The 15,374-nt window shown below is 56.2% G+C and carries 22 protein-coding genes and 1 pseudogene; 6 read left to right on the top strand and 17 right to left on the bottom strand.

Translation table 11 applies throughout. From position 1 onward, the window contains the following. Positions 1-386: 386 nt before the first annotated feature. Positions 387-1,205 (bottom strand): transcriptional regulator TbsP, encoded by an 819-nt coding sequence (gene tbsP, locus LPA44_RS17390; RefSeq protein ID WP_230890749.1) that lies wholly within the window; start codon positions 1,203-1,205, stop codon positions 387-389. 98 nt (positions 1,206-1,303) lie between these two features. Next, positions 1,304-1,498, bottom strand: a complete 195-nt coding sequence (locus LPA44_RS17395) for a hypothetical protein (protein ID WP_230890750.1) — start codon at positions 1,496-1,498, stop codon at positions 1,304-1,306. On the opposite strand from LPA44_RS17395, the gene LPA44_RS17400 reads away from it, so the two are divergent. Beyond that, positions 1,482-2,147 carry a metallophosphoesterase family protein gene (locus tag LPA44_RS17400; RefSeq protein WP_230890751.1) on the top strand — a complete coding sequence of 222 codons (666 nt, stop codon included), beginning with the start codon at positions 1,482-1,484 and terminating at the stop codon, positions 2,145-2,147. The genes LPA44_RS17395 and LPA44_RS17400 overlap by 17 nt on opposite strands. On the opposite strand, the gene LPA44_RS17405 is transcribed toward LPA44_RS17400, so the two are convergent. Continuing rightward, positions 2,148-2,516 carry a hypothetical protein gene (locus tag LPA44_RS17405; protein ID WP_230890752.1) on the bottom strand — a complete coding sequence of 123 codons (369 nt, stop codon included), beginning with the start codon at positions 2,514-2,516 and terminating at the stop codon, positions 2,148-2,150. It lies immediately after the preceding gene. A 110-nt stretch (positions 2,517-2,626) separates the two neighbouring features. Between LPA44_RS17405 and LPA44_RS18545 the strand changes: the two are divergent. Further along, positions 2,627-2,827 (top strand): annotated as a pseudogene (locus LPA44_RS18545) (hypothetical protein); the annotation flags it as partial. 180 nt (positions 2,828-3,007) lie between these two features. Here LPA44_RS18545 and LPA44_RS17410 read toward each other — a convergent pair. From LPA44_RS17410 to LPA44_RS17445, 8 genes are all read right to left on the bottom strand, one after another. After that, positions 3,008-4,255, bottom strand: coding sequence for a phage integrase SAM-like domain-containing protein (locus LPA44_RS17410; protein WP_230890753.1), 1,248 nt, complete (start codon positions 4,253-4,255; stop codon positions 3,008-3,010). A gap of 30 nt (positions 4,256-4,285) precedes the next feature. After that, on the bottom strand, positions 4,286-4,795 hold the full coding sequence (locus LPA44_RS17415; protein ID WP_230890754.1) for a DNA-binding protein: 510 nt from the start codon (positions 4,793-4,795) through the stop codon (positions 4,286-4,288). Continuing rightward, positions 4,788-5,483: a nucleotidyltransferase domain-containing protein gene (locus LPA44_RS17420; RefSeq protein ID WP_230890755.1), complete on the bottom strand. Its 696-nt coding sequence runs from the start codon at positions 5,481-5,483 to the stop codon at positions 4,788-4,790. Before LPA44_RS17420 ends, LPA44_RS17415 begins: the two co-directional genes overlap by 8 nt. Positions 5,484-5,589: 106 nt before the next feature. Then, entirely contained in the window at positions 5,590-6,117 is a 528-nt protein-coding gene (locus LPA44_RS17425; RefSeq protein ID WP_230890756.1) for a DUF7342 family protein, read from the bottom strand. 22 nt (positions 6,118-6,139) lie between these two features. Beyond that, positions 6,140-6,667 (bottom strand): hypothetical protein, encoded by a 528-nt coding sequence (locus tag LPA44_RS17430; RefSeq protein WP_230890757.1) that lies wholly within the window; start codon positions 6,665-6,667, stop codon positions 6,140-6,142. Further along, the gene (locus LPA44_RS17435; protein ID WP_230890758.1) at positions 6,664-7,200 is read right to left on the bottom strand and encodes a helix-turn-helix domain-containing protein; all 537 of its coding nucleotides are present in this window, start codon (positions 7,198-7,200) and stop codon (positions 6,664-6,666) included. Before LPA44_RS17435 ends, LPA44_RS17430 begins: the two co-directional genes overlap by 4 nt. A gap of 439 nt (positions 7,201-7,639) precedes the next feature. Further along, on the bottom strand, positions 7,640-8,125 hold the full coding sequence (locus tag LPA44_RS17440) for a hypothetical protein (protein ID WP_230890759.1): 486 nt from the start codon (positions 8,123-8,125) through the stop codon (positions 7,640-7,642). Then, positions 8,118-8,990 carry a ParA family protein gene (locus tag LPA44_RS17445; RefSeq protein ID WP_004594451.1) on the bottom strand — a complete coding sequence of 291 codons (873 nt, stop codon included), beginning with the start codon at positions 8,988-8,990 and terminating at the stop codon, positions 8,118-8,120. Before LPA44_RS17445 ends, LPA44_RS17440 begins: the two co-directional genes overlap by 8 nt. A gap of 492 nt (positions 8,991-9,482) precedes the next feature. On the opposite strand from LPA44_RS17445, the gene LPA44_RS17450 reads away from it, so the two are divergent. Continuing rightward, positions 9,483-10,157, top strand: coding sequence for a helix-turn-helix domain-containing protein (locus LPA44_RS17450; RefSeq protein WP_230890760.1), 675 nt, complete (start codon positions 9,483-9,485; stop codon positions 10,155-10,157). After that, positions 10,154-10,849, top strand: coding sequence for a nucleotidyltransferase domain-containing protein (locus LPA44_RS17455; RefSeq protein WP_230890761.1), 696 nt, complete (start codon positions 10,154-10,156; stop codon positions 10,847-10,849). Before LPA44_RS17450 ends, LPA44_RS17455 begins: the two co-directional genes overlap by 4 nt. A 217-nt stretch (positions 10,850-11,066) precedes the next feature. On the opposite strand, the gene LPA44_RS17460 is transcribed toward LPA44_RS17455, so the two are convergent. The 4 genes from LPA44_RS17460 to LPA44_RS17475 all read right to left on the bottom strand — a co-directional run bounded on the left by LPA44_RS17460 (position 11,067) and on the right by LPA44_RS17475 (position 13,636). Beyond that, positions 11,067-11,240, bottom strand: coding sequence for a hypothetical protein (locus LPA44_RS17460; RefSeq protein WP_230890762.1), 174 nt, complete (start codon positions 11,238-11,240; stop codon positions 11,067-11,069). A gap of 556 nt (positions 11,241-11,796) precedes the next feature. After that, positions 11,797-11,937 (bottom strand): hypothetical protein, encoded by a 141-nt coding sequence (locus LPA44_RS17465; protein ID WP_230890763.1) that lies wholly within the window; start codon positions 11,935-11,937, stop codon positions 11,797-11,799. Next, on the bottom strand, positions 11,934-12,197 hold the full coding sequence (locus LPA44_RS17470; RefSeq protein WP_230890764.1) for an AbrB/MazE/SpoVT family DNA-binding domain-containing protein: 264 nt from the start codon (positions 12,195-12,197) through the stop codon (positions 11,934-11,936). Before LPA44_RS17470 ends, LPA44_RS17465 begins: the two co-directional genes overlap by 4 nt. A 329-nt stretch (positions 12,198-12,526) precedes the next feature. Then, positions 12,527-13,636 carry a winged helix-turn-helix domain-containing protein gene (locus LPA44_RS17475; RefSeq protein WP_230890765.1) on the bottom strand — a complete coding sequence of 370 codons (1,110 nt, stop codon included), beginning with the start codon at positions 13,634-13,636 and terminating at the stop codon, positions 12,527-12,529. A gap of 264 nt (positions 13,637-13,900) precedes the next feature. Between LPA44_RS17475 and LPA44_RS17480 the strand changes: the two genes are divergently transcribed. After that, the gene (locus LPA44_RS17480) at positions 13,901-14,479 is read left to right on the top strand and encodes a hypothetical protein (protein ID WP_230890766.1); all 579 of its coding nucleotides are present in this window, start codon (positions 13,901-13,903) and stop codon (positions 14,477-14,479) included. 26 nt (positions 14,480-14,505) lie between these two features. Here the strand turns inward: LPA44_RS17480 and LPA44_RS17485 are convergent, their stop codons facing one another. After that, positions 14,506-14,793 (bottom strand): DUF6788 family protein, encoded by a 288-nt coding sequence (locus tag LPA44_RS17485; protein WP_230890767.1) that lies wholly within the window; start codon positions 14,791-14,793, stop codon positions 14,506-14,508. Positions 14,794-14,822: 29 nt separating this feature from the next. Here LPA44_RS17485 and LPA44_RS18550 point away from each other — a divergent pair, with 29 nt between their 5' ends. Continuing rightward, on the top strand, positions 14,823-14,903 hold the full coding sequence (locus LPA44_RS18550) for a hypothetical protein (protein ID WP_442903418.1): 81 nt from the start codon (positions 14,823-14,825) through the stop codon (positions 14,901-14,903). A 352-nt stretch (positions 14,904-15,255) separates the two neighbouring features. Here LPA44_RS18550 and LPA44_RS17490 read toward each other — a convergent pair. After that, a partial coding sequence (locus tag LPA44_RS17490; RefSeq protein WP_230890768.1) for an integrase core domain-containing protein occupies positions 15,256-15,374 on the bottom strand: 119 nt, incomplete at its 5' end.

Below are 15,374 nucleotides of genomic sequence, written 5' to 3' on the forward strand. Positions count from 1 at the left end.
TCACCACCGCCGCTGCTCGACCGGCTGATCGAAGACGCTCAAAAGATCCACAAGCAACGACCAATCTTACAAGAGACGCTCGCTACCACTACACAACCGAGGTGTGAGGCTTAACTAAAGACGGATGGGATTGAGGATAGAAACTGACCGTTAGACAGCTTAGCGACCTGGTTCGCATCTAGCTCGGTCTGTAGCAGAATCGCAAGATAGCTCTACATCAACAATGTGCTACGCATGAGCGAACATCGTATATTCGCGGCGCAGGAACCTCACTCACCTCGGCAATCTCCGTCGCCGATGACGGCGACGGTCACGGCAACTCCTCCAGTAGCATAGCTACGGGGTGGGGCGACGAGGGGAAAACAGTACGGGATTCGGCGGAGGGCTTACGAGAGGACGGACTGGGCGGTGTTCGCGAGTTCCGCGGGCGGCGCGTCTTCGAGGCGCTCGTCGGCGAGCTTCAGGCGGAGACGCGGCCGGCCGACGTCGATGGGGACCTTCTCGGTGTCGATGAGCCCGAGGTCCTCGAGCTTCGTCTTCGTGCGGGAGAACGTCGCTTTCGACGCGATACCGACGTCCTCACCCCACTTGCTGATGTCGTAGAGGAGTTCGCGGTTCTTCGCGGCGACCAGCAGGCTGACGGTGACCTCGTCGAGGCCGTCGCCGTCACCGCGCGCGGTTTCCATGGATTCGAGGACGCTCTCGAAGTCCGCCTCGACGTCGGCGCTGATGTCCTCGTTGAGTGTCTGTCGGACGCGGTCGATGGCAGGCGTGCGGAGCGTGAACTGCTCGGCGTCGGCCCAGTCGTCGGCGACGGCGTCGTAGGCCGTCTCGGCGAACTCGGCGTCGTCGGTAGTGAGGCCGCCGACGAGGCCGCCGACTTCCACGAGCGCGACCGTGCGGTCCTCCGTGACGAGCATCGAGCTTCGCGCGTCGCCGTCGAACACGCGCAGTTCCAGCGCGTCGGCTTCGACGAGGTTCGCGGCGTTGCTCGCGACGATGAAGTCGTCCATCACGTCCTTCAGCGTGCGCTCGTCACCGAGCAGTCGGATGGACGGGAGTTCCCCCTCGTAGGCGTTGGCGACGTCGACGAGTTCCTCGACGGTCCCGCCGGCGGGGTTCACGACGAACAGCTCGCCGGGTTCGGCGTCGAGGACGGTGCGGACGACGTCGTCCACGCTCGTCCCCAGTAGATTCTGTGACATCTCTGTGTGCGTATAGGGTCACGACGTATTTAATTTTACCGGAGGAGAGACCAGTAAAACCGCGAGAATCGAGCGCTAGCGGCGGCTCTCGCCCGTTTTCACGTCGCGGACGCGCCCGGTCGGAGCAGCGCGGCGGCCTCGTCGGACCAGTAGAACTCGCCGTCGACGACGACCGGGTGGTCGGCGTACCAATTCAGTCGCTTGAGTTCCAGGCACTCCTTTGAATGAAGAAACTGGGAGTAGAAACTAAGACACCGTCCGCCGTACTCCATTCCAGTGAAGATTGGCCTCATTTCAGACATCCACGCCAACCACCCTGCATTAGCGGCTGTTCTGGCAGACATGCCACCTGTCGACGAGGTCGTGTGTGCAGGCGATATTGTTGGGTACAATCCGATACCAAGTACCTGTGTTGAGCGAGTCCAAGAAGTCGCGTCCGTTACTGTCCAAGGCAACCACGACAGGACAGTCGAGAACCCGGACAAATACCGGGCGAACCAGATGGCGTATGCGGGACTCGAGTACGCTCAGAGCGTGCTCACGGACTCCCAACGCCAGTGGCTACAGGACCTCCCACCAACAGAGACATTTGGAGGAGGAGACTACCTGCTTGTCCACTCCCATCCCGAGAATCGAGGCGAGTACGTGTATCCCCGAAACTTCCCAGATCTCCGTCCACAGCTCGACGACTACCAGGGCATAGTTCTTGGCCACACCCATATTCAACACAAAGCCACCGTCGACGATCGCCTCATCGTCAATCCTGGCAGTGTGGGACAGCCTCGAGATGGCAATCCACATGCTGCGTATGCAGTTCTAGACACCGAGACCAACGATGTCGAACTCCATCGGACACACTACAATATTGACCGTGTCCACCACGAAATTGTCGTCGAGGGTCTGCCTTCCAAGACAGGCGAGCGTCTATTCGAGGGGGAGTGATTAGCCCTCGTGTTTCTCCTGGAACTCCCAGATATCGTCGCAGTCGAACTGGTCTAGTCGAGTAATGTAGCCACCGTGGCGGTAGCGGCGCCAGCACTTGTTCCCATCAATAAACACGGGATTGTCTCCTGGATCTGCAGTAAACGAGATCGACTCTGGATCGTCACTCTCGGCTTTCTCTCGCTTCTCGTAGGCGACGCCATGCTTGGGCTCCTCACCGTTCTCATTTACTGCTTGACGCTCGCATTTCTTGCAGACCACGTTCGGGTAGGCGCTCGTAAGAGGAAGTGCAATCTCGTATAGTGGCTCCTCACAGATAGCACAGACCTCTTGCTCCTCACCTTGGGGATGCCGTACGTTTTCACTCATAGTAGCGTCAGGGTACTCTCAGTGTACTCTATCGGTCCAAGAGCCGTGTAGGTTTCCCTGAGTCTATAGAACGGTCTTGTTGGTCTCTGTTGAAGGGATACCCAACTAACTTTGAGCTGGATATGCACTGGCGAGAAGCCCTTTCGAAGTACGCGGGACAGCACGAATCCCACTGTACTAACTTCGCGCAGGCAGTTCTCGAACGAGCAGAACGGGACGATCTACTTGAGCGTCAAGGACCAACGAAACAAGAGTTCATCTCGTATCTAGAGGACGGACTCGTCGAACGGGATTTCAGAGAAATGTTCTGATCAGTCGCGAAGGTCTGCGACCGACTGACCGACCTCGCGAACGTGTTCACTTCGCTCGAGGTCGAGTTCCTCGGCGAGGTAGTCAACCGTCTCTTCGAGGCTCATATTGGAAAGAAGTCCGTCAAGCGGTATAAACCTAGTACTGACGCAGCAATGTCGCCCATCAGAGGAAGCGCCTCTTTATGTGAGACTGTCAATCTCTTCTAGTGCCTCAGTTGCGACATCACCAAGTTCACCAGCTTCTATATGTGAATAACGCTCTCTCACCATTTCCTCGGAGTTATCCAAATAACGAGCAGCGACGGTGTAGCCGAACGCACGGACAAGCACCTCACCCATCCCTCGGCGACCACCGTGCGGGGCAAGATAATCGTGTTTCGGATGGTCGATATCGATTTCGGCGGCCTCCGAGAGCCGTTGGAGAATCGATCGTGCACCATCCGTCGTGATCGACGGCGGCCGAATGTCCTCATCAAGCGCCAGCAGTAGATCGCGAGCATATTCTTCACGCCGCTCAGCAATTGCCTCTGGGCGTTCCCCTTGGTCGGCTAGCTCTTCCCTGACGAGCTCCGCGAGTGTCCGTTGGTCGAACGTCGGAAACACCGGCCAGCGATCCGTCGGCGGGTCCATCAGCTGGCGATAGCTCCGCAGCGGCGAGATAACCGGGTCGGGGAGACTCGCGGCGTCCCACTGCTGTTTCTTGCGGTAGACGTCCATACTCCCGTCCTCAAGCGAGAGATCCTCCCAGCGGACGCCGCGCCGGCGCGGATCGTTCGGGTCCCGGAGGAGTTCGCCGACGCGGACGGCGGTGTACGCGAGGACGAACACCAGCGCGCGGTCACGAGTCGCCTTCAGCGCCTTGTAGCGCGCTCGCTGCTTGTCGAGGGGGTCAGTATCTTCTGGTAGTGTCGTGTACGCCTCGATGGCCTCACGCGCCCGTTCGTCGACGTGTCGAGTGATGGCGTGGCGCTGCTCGGAGGTCCAAGCCTGCTGGTCGCCGGGCTTGCGGCCGTCGTCCTCTGGCAGCGGCGCCATCGCACTCGCTCGCTGTGCGTAGTGCGCTTCGAGGTAGCCCTCGTTGACGCACCAGCCACACCACGAAGAGATATAGCGATAATAGGTTTGTACCGTGTTCTGTTTGAGGCCACGGTCACCAGAAAGATGCCGGGCGTACTCCCGGAACACGCGTTCGTCGAGGTCTGTAAAGGCCGGTTTTCGGTCGGCGTCGTCGGGAACGATCCCGGTCCAGTCGTCGCCACCGCGGTCGCCGGCGGCCCATTCGGCGAACCGCTCGAGCTCGCGCGCAGCGTTACGTCGGTAGTTCCCGCCGTCGCCACCGCGACCTTTCCCCTTGTCTTGGAGATAGCGTTCAAACGTATTGGTGAGGGGGGTCAACTGCGTTCGGTCTGTAGCTAAGTTTTGATCCATTATAGGTCTCACGAGGATCGCTGTCGGTAGTTAATCACAGAGACAGACCCCTCCCTCACGGATTTGACTAACCGAGAACTGGTGGACCGCGGTTGCTAATTCAGTCATCGCATCTGCTTGCTCTGCCGTTGGACGACCACCCCCGTAATAGCTCTCAGTCCGATTTTCGCTGTAAAGAGCCTTCATCTCCTCTGCAGTATCCCGTTCAAACAGCCCGATCTGATGCGCACGGTCGTAACCGAACTGGTGATTCTGGAACTCCTGAAGCGTGTCGCTCGTCATCGAGAGCGCATATGCCTCGATCGACCGTTCGATGGCCCCGAAACAAACCTCGATGACAGCGGTATAGTATCCGTCCTGTGCTTGGAGTGTGTCGACGACCTCGAGCAGTCTACATGCTTTCGTCAGCTGTGTTTCCCAGTCCGCATCGGGGCTAATCCCGTCCTCAAACTCGGTTCGACCACGCCCCACCATCTCGAAGGCGTCTTGGGCGCGGTCAAGTGCTGTGAGCACAGAATCCGGGTCCGAGCCGCTACTCATCGCCAGCACCCTCCGCCAAGAGCAGGTTTTCGACGGTTTCGAAGTCATTCGTCTTGTAGACCGGAATTCCCGAGACGATGATTTCTCGAATGTCATCGGTGTAGGTCGGAATCGCTTGGACAGCCTCGACGTCGATATCATACGCGTACCGGCTACCATCGAATTCCATGTCTTCGAGATTGCGCGCAATCGTGTTCGCTTTTCGTTGGCCTTCAGCCCGGTTAGAACGAGTCAACACCCAGAGATCGATGTCGCTCCGACGATCCGCATCTCCCCGGGCAACACTCCCATACAGGATGATGCCAACGACGTCACTAATGCTCTCTCGGAGCTTCGTGACTGCAGTTTTGACCGGCTCATGAAACTCCGATTGGGGAATCCGGAGAATCGGATCGTCCGGGATAGAGAGGCGCTGTCTGTTGATCTGTACGAGTCGCTGGTTGCGTTTGCGTGATTCGGTAATCAGGCCATTCGCACTGAGAACATTCACTGCCCGTCGCACGGACTGGTGCGAGTGGCCGATCTGCGTTGCGAGTTCTCGAAGTGAGAAATCACTGAACCGGTGGTTAGTTAAAAATAGGAGAACGTCACTCGTCGCTTTGTGTTTGAATAAATCCGGGTCTGATGGGGGTATCGAAAGCGAAATAGATACGCCAGCGGAATCAATACGTTCCGTCTCACGTTCCATATGCCGTAGCACGGACCACTACTATAAAAAGGTTATATGTAGAGGGGAATTTGCATAAATACGCTCGATACTCTCAGTGGCAACGTGTTTGTGGAGGCGACATCCGTTAGCTGTTGGTCTCCGCACGGTCGGTCGTTGGAGCGAGAAAGTCCCATTCGCGTATGGTGAAGCCGACGATTTTGATCCGGCGCTGGAGATGCTCCCATTCGCGGGCAATCTCGCGGCGGCGGTCTTCCTCCTCGGCGTCGAGAGACTCGTCAGCAAGCGTCCCACGAAGCTGGTTCGGCGACTCAACGTCGAATTCAGCCTCCCAGTCCCGAATTTGGGTCTTCATATCGACAAGACGGTCCGTGAGCTCCTCGACAGAGTGTCCGCTATCCCGCAGACGCATCGCCTCTTGGATCGCCTGACGGCGGTAATCAGGGTAGTACGTCGTGTGTGGGCCGCTTTCGTCACGGTGGAGAATACCATCATCGACGAGTCGTTCGAGAACGCGCTTGGTCGGCTCGTGTGACCAGTCCGCTTCGGAAGCGATCCAGTTGACCGTCTGCGGTTCCGAGAGCTGCCGAGCGACCATCCGTACTCGGTCTTCACCCGTAGTCTGTTGTTTCCGTAGCTCGGTATCCTCAGTCATATCTGGGTATCTACACCCCTTCTTACTGAAATTCGTCGGCCGTGATCGTTTCGAGATAGTTGACGCTGACATACCGAAATTCGATACGGCCGCTGAAGCCATGTTTCGGTAGAAGCGTCTCGGCGGCCCGACCCGCGGGTTTGTCAGTCGTTAAGAGCACAACGTCGTCGGCCCGTCCGGTGTCGAGTAGTTGAGCAGCAAGCCCGACAAGTGCCGTATCCGCTTTCTCGATACTGTCTTGGTCACGATCGGTCTCATTGGCGATAAACCGGCGTGCTTCGTCCATCACCGTCGAAACGAGTGGATTGGCGTAGTCGAGGTCATCGGCAACAACGATCCAGCCCTCTTCAAATCCATCAGGATAGGGGATGTTTCCGGAGGGGTACGCGTCTGCTGCAGGATCACCCCCGAGTTCCTCATAAACACGCTGTGGGATCCGCAGCGAGACGCCGGTCTGTCGGAGGGCCCGACGAAGCCGTTGGAATTTGTCTTTGTCCGGCCCACCACACCGGACGAAGACGCCGGTATCGGCGATGTAGACCGTCGTCATGTAGCCGCGTCGGAGTACTCAGTGGCAACTGGTTCAAGCGCTTGGAGAATGATCTCGGCTTCAAGCGGAGAAAGATCAAGTTCTCGGGCTGCAATTCGATGATTGACCGTCCCGTCGACGTACTCGTAGGCATACTCGAGTGCGACAGCAAGGCCGTCGAGACCATGCCGCTGGATGTAGACGTCGATATCTTCGTCGTTCTCGCGGCGGGCAACGGCGGCGATAAGTGCCGGCGTGATTGTTTGGGTCTCACCATCGACCGAGAGCGTGAGTGCGATCGACTCAGCATCGTATTCGTACGGACGCTGCTCGCGGGTTTTCGCTACTAACCCCGCTGCTTCGAGGTTTTGGACGTAGTCGTAGGCAGTCCCCTGCGGGATATCGAGCTCGTCGACAATCTCGGACACGGTGGCGGGGCCGTGCTGCAAGATATAGGCGTAGATCCGGGCGAGCGGCGGCGTTTCGAGAAGATTGGCCACCGTCTGGAGCTGCTGAATGGGTGGCTGTCCCGATTGCGGAGGTGATTGCGCCATCTTGGTTATGAATTATGGATAATTCGTAATAGGACTTTCGGCGACAGGAGAGATGTACGCAATCAATCCGAGACCGACTGACGACAGGCTAATAGCGGCTCTACCCCGGAGGAAACGCCGTCCTGAGGTGGGTGCAGCATTTGTGCTTCCCCGACGGCGTCGGGGCACTCCAAAGTGGTCATGATTATTGGCATAATCAGGACCACCAGTGACAGAAGTCTCATAACCATTTTTCCGATGATAGAGGAGTTCTATCTCCCGAAATTCGGATTTGGCCAACGGTATAAATCATATACCGCTATACCAAAACCGCGACCGCCGTTCGGACCCGGTTCCGAGAATAATCGCGAGACTGCAAGCAGATGGCTTGCTACACAATCTGCATAATGTACAATGCGCACGAAATCTGAATGATGAGGGAAATCGCCCAAATCTGATGTTAGTCGTTCGTAGCTTGCTCGCTCAGCATCTCCACAACTTCCTGAACACGTTCCTCATCGGCTTCGATACCACGCTCCCGGAGGATCTGGAGGGCGACCTCATCACCGTGGTCCGCAATTACCCGGAGACACGCATCTTGAAACTCTCTTCCCTCAAATTCGGGAACATCAAACATAGAGCACGCAGCAGTTACCGATGATCGCATCCGGGTGACGCCATTCCACGTGTCCTCCCGGACATAGAAGCCGTGCATATCGGTCTCATCAAAGGAGAAGGCCGGTCCACCGGTGGATTCGTCCACATCCTCCGCATCCTGCTCAGGAATGGACTCAGTCTCCGACTCTGTGTCCTCAGGAATTATCTCTTCATCCGGTTGCGGTTCATCCTGGGTGTCAGTATGTTCGTCGTCATCCGATTCGGCTCCTTCCTCCGTTTGTTTGAGCTGTTCAGCGACGTCCCCGAAACGGTCGTCCTCATTAGGCATGGCTGTGTTCCTCCACGAGGTCCGCTAAGTGGTCGAAATTCGGGATCTGGTCACAATCTTCGTCGAACTCCGAGACCGGCATTCCTTGCTTGAACGCGCGGGAAATTGCGGTCCGTTCGCGAATCCCTGGCTTCGGAATACTATCGATGGTGCGTCCCGAATCATCGAGGGCATCGAAGATCTCCGGGTCCACACGAGCGTACTCGGGGACGAATGAACCGAACTCCCGGTTGAGATTTTCAACGAGAGTCCGATGCTCGTTGCGTTGTCCCATTGTTTCGCGGATCATATTCGGAGTGACTGCGAGGATATCCAACCCGATATTCTGCCGGATTGGGGAGATCTGGCGTTCAATCATCTTATTGAGGCCGTTGATCGAGCCAGCACGCGGGATTAGCGGGATTATGACGCGCTGGACGGCGATGAGGGCGTTATCGGAGAGTTTCCCACGGCCGCCTGCGGCATCAATTATCACGTAGTCGTATCCGTTTTGTATGAGCGGATCGACAACGTTCCGTCGAAGCTTCACGTCTGCGAACCGTTCGTCCTTCAGCCTCGTCTCGACGTTCTCGAGTTCGTTACTCGACGGGAGTAGGTGAACGCCGAAGTCCGTCTCGATAAGCAGGTCTTCGGGGTCCTCACCATCGATAAGGGCGTCACCGAGGTTCGCATCTCGGTCGTACGCATCGTCGTATCCCAACTGGGTCGTCATGTGCCCGTCCTTATCCAGATCCAATAGTACCGTCTCATGGCCACGAGCAGCGAGTCGATCAGCGATGTTGAGCGCGATCGTGGATTTCCCTACCCCTCCCTTGAGCAACGAGACAGCTGCTCCGGGGAGCCCTTCAAACTCGTCAGCACTCATAGCTCAGCACCCCCATAAGAAGCGGATTTTGTACATTTTGTAGGTAATGTACATTGGGTAGATGTTGAAGGTTGCGCGAGTTTTGTCGATAATGTAAGTTTCGCACTGGTCATACGCGGTCAATGAAGCTCGTCCATCTTAATTCTGTGTCAGACAGGTTGCGTACGCCATCTACACAATCTACATTTTGTACATTACGTAGATTGTTGGCACAATCTTAATTGGCATAATCACCGTCGACCCTACGCAATCTACATAATTTAGATTATAAGCATTTCATACGTATTCATCGCAATCTTTGCCACCCACACGAACCAATTGAAGAAGTCTAATTTGCATTATCTACATTATCCACATTATGCAGATTGGCTATGAGATCTACATTCTTCGGTTATTCAATTGAGAGTCCTGAGTGATAGAACTCAGACAGAGCAGTTCTACCCGTACTCTAGTAAGGTTTTTAACTGTTACCGGATTATTGGTAACCACCAGATGTATGAGGTTCTCGACGACACCGCGGCGCAGGTCATCCTCACCATCGAGAGTGGTGACTCCATCCGCCGTGTCGCCCAACACCTCCACACACCCTACGAGACAGTGAGACAGGCCGTCAATCGGCTGGAAGAGGCAGGCTACGTTTCCTATGACGACGGCCTCACTGTAGTCGACGAGCGCGTACGCGACGCAGCGCTCGATCTCGTCGCTGCCAGCGCCGGCGTCAGTCCACCCTCCATCGAGGAAACGTACGTCATCCCACAGTTCAGTGACTGGCCGTTCGCGTTCACGCGGATCGACGCCGTCTACGTGTGGACTCAGGGCGGCTACCAGGTCGGTCGCGAGCCCGACGACTATCCACTGTTCCTGGCTGTTCGTGAGCAGGACGTCGACGCCTGGGAGACATTTTTCGAGTGGTTCGACCTCCCGACCGCATTCGAACGACAGCCCCGAGACGAGTTGGACGGACCGCTGCAGATCGTCCTCGAGCCACGCGCGTCACTCGATATCGAGCACGTCGAAGGGTACCCGGTGATCCCGAGAGCAGAGACAATCGAGTACATGCGCGAGAACTACGCCCAGTTCCAGTCGGGGCTGGCGATGCTCGACCGGATGTACGAGGATCTCGACCTCGGCGTCACGTATCGAGAGACCGAACGGGCACAGTCATGAGCTTCAACAACCGAAGTGACGCGCTCATCGAACTGCTCGAAGAGCTCACCAAAGAGGGCCACGAGTACGTTCTTGTTGGCGGGTACGCTGTCTCAGCGTTCAATGCTCGCTTCTCCACGGACCTCGATATCGTCGTCGCGCCGGATTCCAAAGCTGACTTCGTCGAGTTCCTCGAACAGCAGGGATTCGAGGAAACGGACAGCCACGCCAAAGAATGGTTCTACGACACCGAAGTAATCGAGTACGAGAAGCGGCTCACGCCGCAGCAGCCGATCGGCTTCGATCTCCTGGTGAACGGACTCGGGTGTCGCCAGACGGAGGCACAGTGGTCGTTCGACTACCTGTACGACCACAGCCACCAACAGGAGGTGAGCGGGGGCACGATGACGACGACGGCCAGAGTCATCGATGGGACAGTCCTCGTGGCGGCAAAGCTTCACAGCGGCCGCGAAACAGACCTTCGGGACGTCCTGGCAGTGGCAGAAGAGATCGACCTCGACGCTGTCACGCCCCACCTGCGGCGAGGGGACGACGATGCGCTACGGGAGCAGCTAGAGCGTGGACTGGAGATCTTGGAGAGCGACGAACTCAAGCACGGGTATCGGAGTGACTTCGGGGCCTCAGCTGTCTCAGAAGAAACGGTCACCGCTCTCCAAGAGTATCTGTCTGCACAAGTTGATCAACTGGGTTGACAACGGGTAGAGGTCACACTGTCGGAGACGTGGCGAGCATCGTATCACCCCATTCGACGGCAGGAGTGGGAAGCATGGCGAAAAACGTGCAACCAACTCGTGCGGGTGCTGTATCCCCTCCCTGCTCGCTTCGCTCGCTGAGAAAGAGGGGCTAGCGCCCTCAATACAGCTAAAACCCAGATATTACTGTCGAAAACGTCCATTCAGGAGCTCGGCGTTACTCGTCGATGGATACGCGTCGCTCTTCGTCGCGCAGCTCGGGCAGCATCTGGTGAAGGTCCCACTCCACCCTCTCGTTGATCTGGCGCTGGGATTGCCGTGCCTCTTCAGTAGTGTGGGTCGTCTGTTGCGCCGCCCGCAGTACTTCAGCGCCCTGTTCGGTCATGGTCATCTCATTCTATTAGATCAAGATGCATTATAGGCTGAACAGGCGCAATACCACGTCGTTCACGGCGTGGATACGCGCCGTCACTCGTGGTAACAGACCACCGTTCAAACGCCACCCTTGAGTTTCACATGGTGGCTTTTAAATGACAGGCCGACCCAGTGTAAAGTAGGAATCGGTCGGAACGGAGCGAATTCCGAACCGTCCTACGGAGGCGGCCTGTCCGCCCGCAATAACGAGGCAGTATCCGGAACCAGCCCGGTGAACGGCTGGTTCCTATCATGAACCAGTGCAGTGCCGGACTGCTTGCAAACACGAAAAGTAACTCCGAGTCCGTCGAAGTCTGGGGGACTCCCTTGAGGCAAAAACAACCCTGGGAGTCCCGATATGACCGAGGATAGGAGTACCGGGGGCTTGGCACTCCCAGCACTCCCACCCGCTCAGACCGTGAACCCCACACGGATTCTCACCGTACTGGGGTTCGGTGGGACTGGAAACCTGAAAGCTCCAACGCTCAGGATTCCTCCGCGTGAACGCGCCCGTACTGGTGACTACCCCCTGCCTACTCGCCGCCTTCGGCGGCTCCTTGAAGAAGGGGGCTTACCGCCTGTAATTTGCTGAAGTATTTGACGACGTCGTCGTGTGGGACGCCGGTCGCGATAACGCTTGAGATGGGTACGTTCGTATCAAGAACCGCTTTCATTCACCAGATCCCCGCGCTTCATGCACTAACTCATCAACCTCCTCCATCGACAGTTCGACTGTTTCGGCTCGCTCTTCGACCCGCTGTTGGAACTCTTCGACCGATGGGAGTTCAAGTTTCTTCAAGACGAGCCCGTAGTCGGTTGGGACGACCATCAGCTTCGTCCCCTTCTCGAGCCCGAACTGCTTGCGCAACTGGCTCGGGATTGTAATCTGCCCCTTCGAGGTCACGGTAGTTACTTCAGGATCGTCGGTGCTCATTAAATAATTCTATGTAAGAATTCCTTACGCATCGACTTGAGTCCACCGGCCATTTCGTGCCACAAGCCGAACATTAACACCAGATATTCACTGCTTCACAAAGCGCTACATTTGACGAACCGAATCATGATTCCGACAGCACATGCACCAATAGGGGTTGGTCAACAGCCAGCTAAAATAGGAATTCCCATCGGTAGAACTGTAGGAAAATTATAGCAATACCAGAGTGCTTGGCGAGATCATATAGCTATCCAGTAGATGATGGTCCAGCCTCGATCTCGTAAGCCTGCTATTGGAATAGCTATAGGAAACCCTATAGGTAGAGGTTGCTATCCTCCTACACTCAGACCGTCTTCTGCAAGAGACATCGCAAACTCGGAGAGCCGATAGCGGTAGGGAGTGTGGCGGAATATAACTCGACCGTAGTCATCACCTTTGTTCACTTCGCTTTCCTCAATCGCGTCAACCGCTCTATTCAGTTTCGACAACTGATCACCTTCGCGAAGATAGGATTCGACCTTATCTGGCCGGATATCAAACTCTTCCGCAAGAATAAATCGGAGAGTCCGACGACCCCCATCTGCACGGATTACAGTGTCACCAGCATACTCGCCGTCGCCAGGCCGCATCGGGCTATCAAGCCGATCCACCATATCATTAATGAGACGTTCGATCTCCTCTTGGACCGTCTTCTCTACTTCTCTATTGATGATCTGATCTCGCCGTTCGCTGATCGCGTACGTCGATGGACCCGGAGGTTGGAACTCCTCAAGGACACCCAGATCAACAAGATGGTTGATGGCGGTACTAAAGGAGTGCTCGAATGTCAGCCGTTCCGCGATCTCGTTTCGAGTCAAGCCCTCTGACTCTGGTCCGATTTTCTCTTCGTACAAAGCAGTCACAATAGCGATCTGATCATCAACGCTGGGGAGATCTCCCTTCTTGTCGCGAATATAGGCAGCAAGCGCATCGCTGCCGGTCAGTTCCTCGTTCTCACTCTCATCCCCTGGGCGTGGAGCCTGCGCGTATTTGTCGATTTCATCCGTCGTTTCCAGCATCTCGTACATATCCTGCAACGTGCCCTCAGCCCCAAGCAGCCCCATCTCCTCCAATAGGTCGCGACCAACATCGGTGAGGCCGTAGAAGCGCCACGGCAGATCGCGCTTGCGCTGGTCCTTCGGAAGCGTTCGCTCCGCCACAATCCCGTGCTCGACCAGCACTTCGAGATGTTCGCGGATGGTGCTCTTGCTTTTGCTCGGATTTACGTAGTCGAGCTCTTTGAGCGTCGGAAGCTGCTGGGGATGGGAGAGAATATTCTGAATCAGGACAAACCGGGTCTCTTGCGTAACGACGTTCAGGCGCTGTCGCTGGTTCTCAACCGTACTGTCGATTGCATCGGTCGTATCGGGTTGATCCCGATGCGTCGTGTTGTGGGCCATAGTTTTGAGGGACAGCTACAGTCGATTGGACACCTGCTGTAGCTATCGCTGTGGTGTCGTACTCCCCTCCCTGACAGAGGATGAGAGCAACGAAATACCGGTCTGGGGCTGGTTGGACGACCAGCATCGGTCGGTGCTGGTTGTGTTGCTTGTGTTCACGCTAGCGTATCGTCGCCGGCTCTATAAATGCTTTGGCGATAACCGAATTGGTCTAAACCATTATGGTCGAAAGGACTTTAATCCGGGCGCGCGAACGAGAGAGTAATGCCGGACGGCTCCTCGGAGAGCGACCTCAAGGCGCGGGCTCAACGGCACCACTACCGATCGTTAACGCCGGAGGAGTACGAGGGGCTCAATCACTTTCGAGCCGACTGGGCGGATATCGCCGCAGAAGCCGATAACCGATTTTTCATTTTGGGAAGCTTCGCCGACGACGACGTCGATCGCGTAAACCAGCTCAAGGACCAGATTAATCGGGAGATGGGCAACAACGCCGTTGCCTATAGGATGGACGATTTCGTCCCCGATACCCATCTCATTCTCCACCCGATTCTCAAATTCAAGCTCATCGCCGACGACTCACACCATATCCTCGGGATCTGTGAACACGACCAAGGCGGCGCACTCATCGAGCACGGGCTCCTGATTGAATCACGGTCGTATATCGACAAAACCCATATCTTGAAACGATCCTACCCACCCGAGCGTGAGAAAGAGCAGTACTCTTGGATGCAGACCTTTGGGGTCTTCGAGATCTTCGAGTACTACGATCAGCTCTACGACTGGGAAACAGTGCCAGAATACGAACAGCAGATCGATGACCTCGTCGAGGACCTTCTATGAGAGGCTCTCTCGGAGTAGTAGGGTAGCTACTCAGAGACTGGACCTTTGTACTCCCAGTCGAGACTGTCCCCCTGTCGACGGACGATATACTTGTAGGGGCCATGTAGCTCGCCAGATTGGCACTTGCAGTTGTCTTTACCACAGCTGACTTTCTTGATCACCACGGTCCCACCACTCGATTCTTCGACGGCTTCGATCGACTCGCCCTCGGCTCGCCGATCCCGCTGGAACTGCTCACCCTTGAGTTGGGGATGGACGCCGTCGAGTTTGAACCGGAGCAGTTCCCAGCACTCATGTATCGTGAGGGGGACCACTGATCCTCGTCTTCGCGAGCGGGAAACTCCTGTGTACCGGACTCACCGATCTGGAGGGCGTCTCGGAAGCGGTCGATAATCTCGTCGAACAAATCCAAGTCGTCGTCTGAACGGGGCCCTCTCGAAGTGCAATGTGGATCGGCTCTTCACTGACTGCCTTACCAAACAATTGTATCCGAAGCAGCGACTATTGTTAGGTAAGACATGGCCATGGGTGTGCTGTTCCTGTCCTCAAATACCACTCCGTGATTCAACAATATATAAGCAGTCGGTGGAGAAAGTAGGTGACAGCACTAACTGATGGAGATCGTTAGCACAATGGGTTCGGGCTCGCTCGGTCAGGAACTCAATCTTGATGTCTTTGTCGACGCTCTACAGGAGGCTGTAGACCACGGTGTCACAGCGAATTTCAGCGGGTCTGGAATGGTTACTGTCCGGCTCGATTCGGATGGTGGGCACTGTCTAGTTTAGCACCTCGTCAGCTGGCGTTCGATCATCGAGCGATTGATGCGGTCTGAGGCGGTTGTAGTAATGCGCAAATAATGCAAGCCATTGGCGAACGCTCTGCCGACTGCCCACCC

Source organism: Halobacterium sp. KA-4 (assembly GCF_021028995.1).
Classification (GTDB): Archaea; Halobacteriota; Halobacteria; order Halobacteriales; family Halobacteriaceae; genus Halobacterium.

What these genes read in the sequence shown, in the direction of transcription:
- LPA44_RS17415 (WP_230890754.1), bottom strand. Translation starts at nt 4,795, where the DNA reads ATGAGTAGCGGCTCGGACCCGGATTCTGTGCTCACAGCACTTGACCGC.
- LPA44_RS17430 (WP_230890757.1), bottom strand. Translation starts at nt 6,667, where the DNA reads ATGACGACGGTCTACATCGCCGATACCGGCGTCTTCGTCCGGTGTGGT.
- LPA44_RS17475 (WP_230890765.1), bottom strand. Translation starts at nt 13,636, where the DNA reads ATGGCCCACAACACGACGCATCGGGATCAACCCGATACGACCGATGCA.
- LPA44_RS17445 (WP_004594451.1), bottom strand. Translation starts at nt 8,990, where the DNA reads ATGAGTGCTGACGAGTTTGAAGGGCTCCCCGGAGCAGCTGTCTCGTTG.
- tbsP (WP_230890749.1), bottom strand. Translation starts at nt 1,205, where the DNA reads ATGTCACAGAATCTACTGGGGACGAGCGTGGACGACGTCGTCCGCACC.
- LPA44_RS17405 (WP_230890752.1), bottom strand. Translation starts at nt 2,516, where the DNA reads ATGAGTGAAAACGTACGGCATCCCCAAGGTGAGGAGCAAGAGGTCTGT.
- LPA44_RS17465 (WP_230890763.1), bottom strand. Translation starts at nt 11,937, where the DNA reads ATGAAAGCGGTTCTTGATACGAACGTACCCATCTCAAGCGTTATCGCG.
- LPA44_RS17425 (WP_230890756.1), bottom strand. Translation starts at nt 6,117, where the DNA reads ATGACTGAGGATACCGAGCTACGGAAACAACAGACTACGGGTGAAGAC.
- LPA44_RS17420 (WP_230890755.1), bottom strand. Translation starts at nt 5,483, where the DNA reads ATGGAACGTGAGACGGAACGTATTGATTCCGCTGGCGTATCTATTTCG.
- LPA44_RS17395 (WP_230890750.1), bottom strand. Translation starts at nt 1,498, where the DNA reads ATGAGGCCAATCTTCACTGGAATGGAGTACGGCGGACGGTGTCTTAGT.
- LPA44_RS17470 (WP_230890764.1), bottom strand. Translation starts at nt 12,197, where the DNA reads ATGAGCACCGACGATCCTGAAGTAACTACCGTGACCTCGAAGGGGCAG.
- LPA44_RS17460 (WP_230890762.1), bottom strand. Translation starts at nt 11,240, where the DNA reads ATGACCATGACCGAACAGGGCGCTGAAGTACTGCGGGCGGCGCAACAG.
- LPA44_RS17440 (WP_230890759.1), bottom strand. Translation starts at nt 8,125, where the DNA reads ATGCCTAATGAGGACGACCGTTTCGGGGACGTCGCTGAACAGCTCAAA.
- LPA44_RS17480 (WP_230890766.1), top strand. Translation starts at nt 13,901, where the DNA reads ATGCCGGACGGCTCCTCGGAGAGCGACCTCAAGGCGCGGGCTCAACGG.
- LPA44_RS17450 (WP_230890760.1), top strand. Translation starts at nt 9,483, where the DNA reads ATGTATGAGGTTCTCGACGACACCGCGGCGCAGGTCATCCTCACCATC.
- LPA44_RS17410 (WP_230890753.1), bottom strand. Translation starts at nt 4,255, where the DNA reads ATGGATCAAAACTTAGCTACAGACCGAACGCAGTTGACCCCCCTCACC.
- LPA44_RS17435 (WP_230890758.1), bottom strand. Translation starts at nt 7,200, where the DNA reads ATGGCGCAATCACCTCCGCAATCGGGACAGCCACCCATTCAGCAGCTC.
- LPA44_RS17455 (WP_230890761.1), top strand. Translation starts at nt 10,154, where the DNA reads ATGAGCTTCAACAACCGAAGTGACGCGCTCATCGAACTGCTCGAAGAG.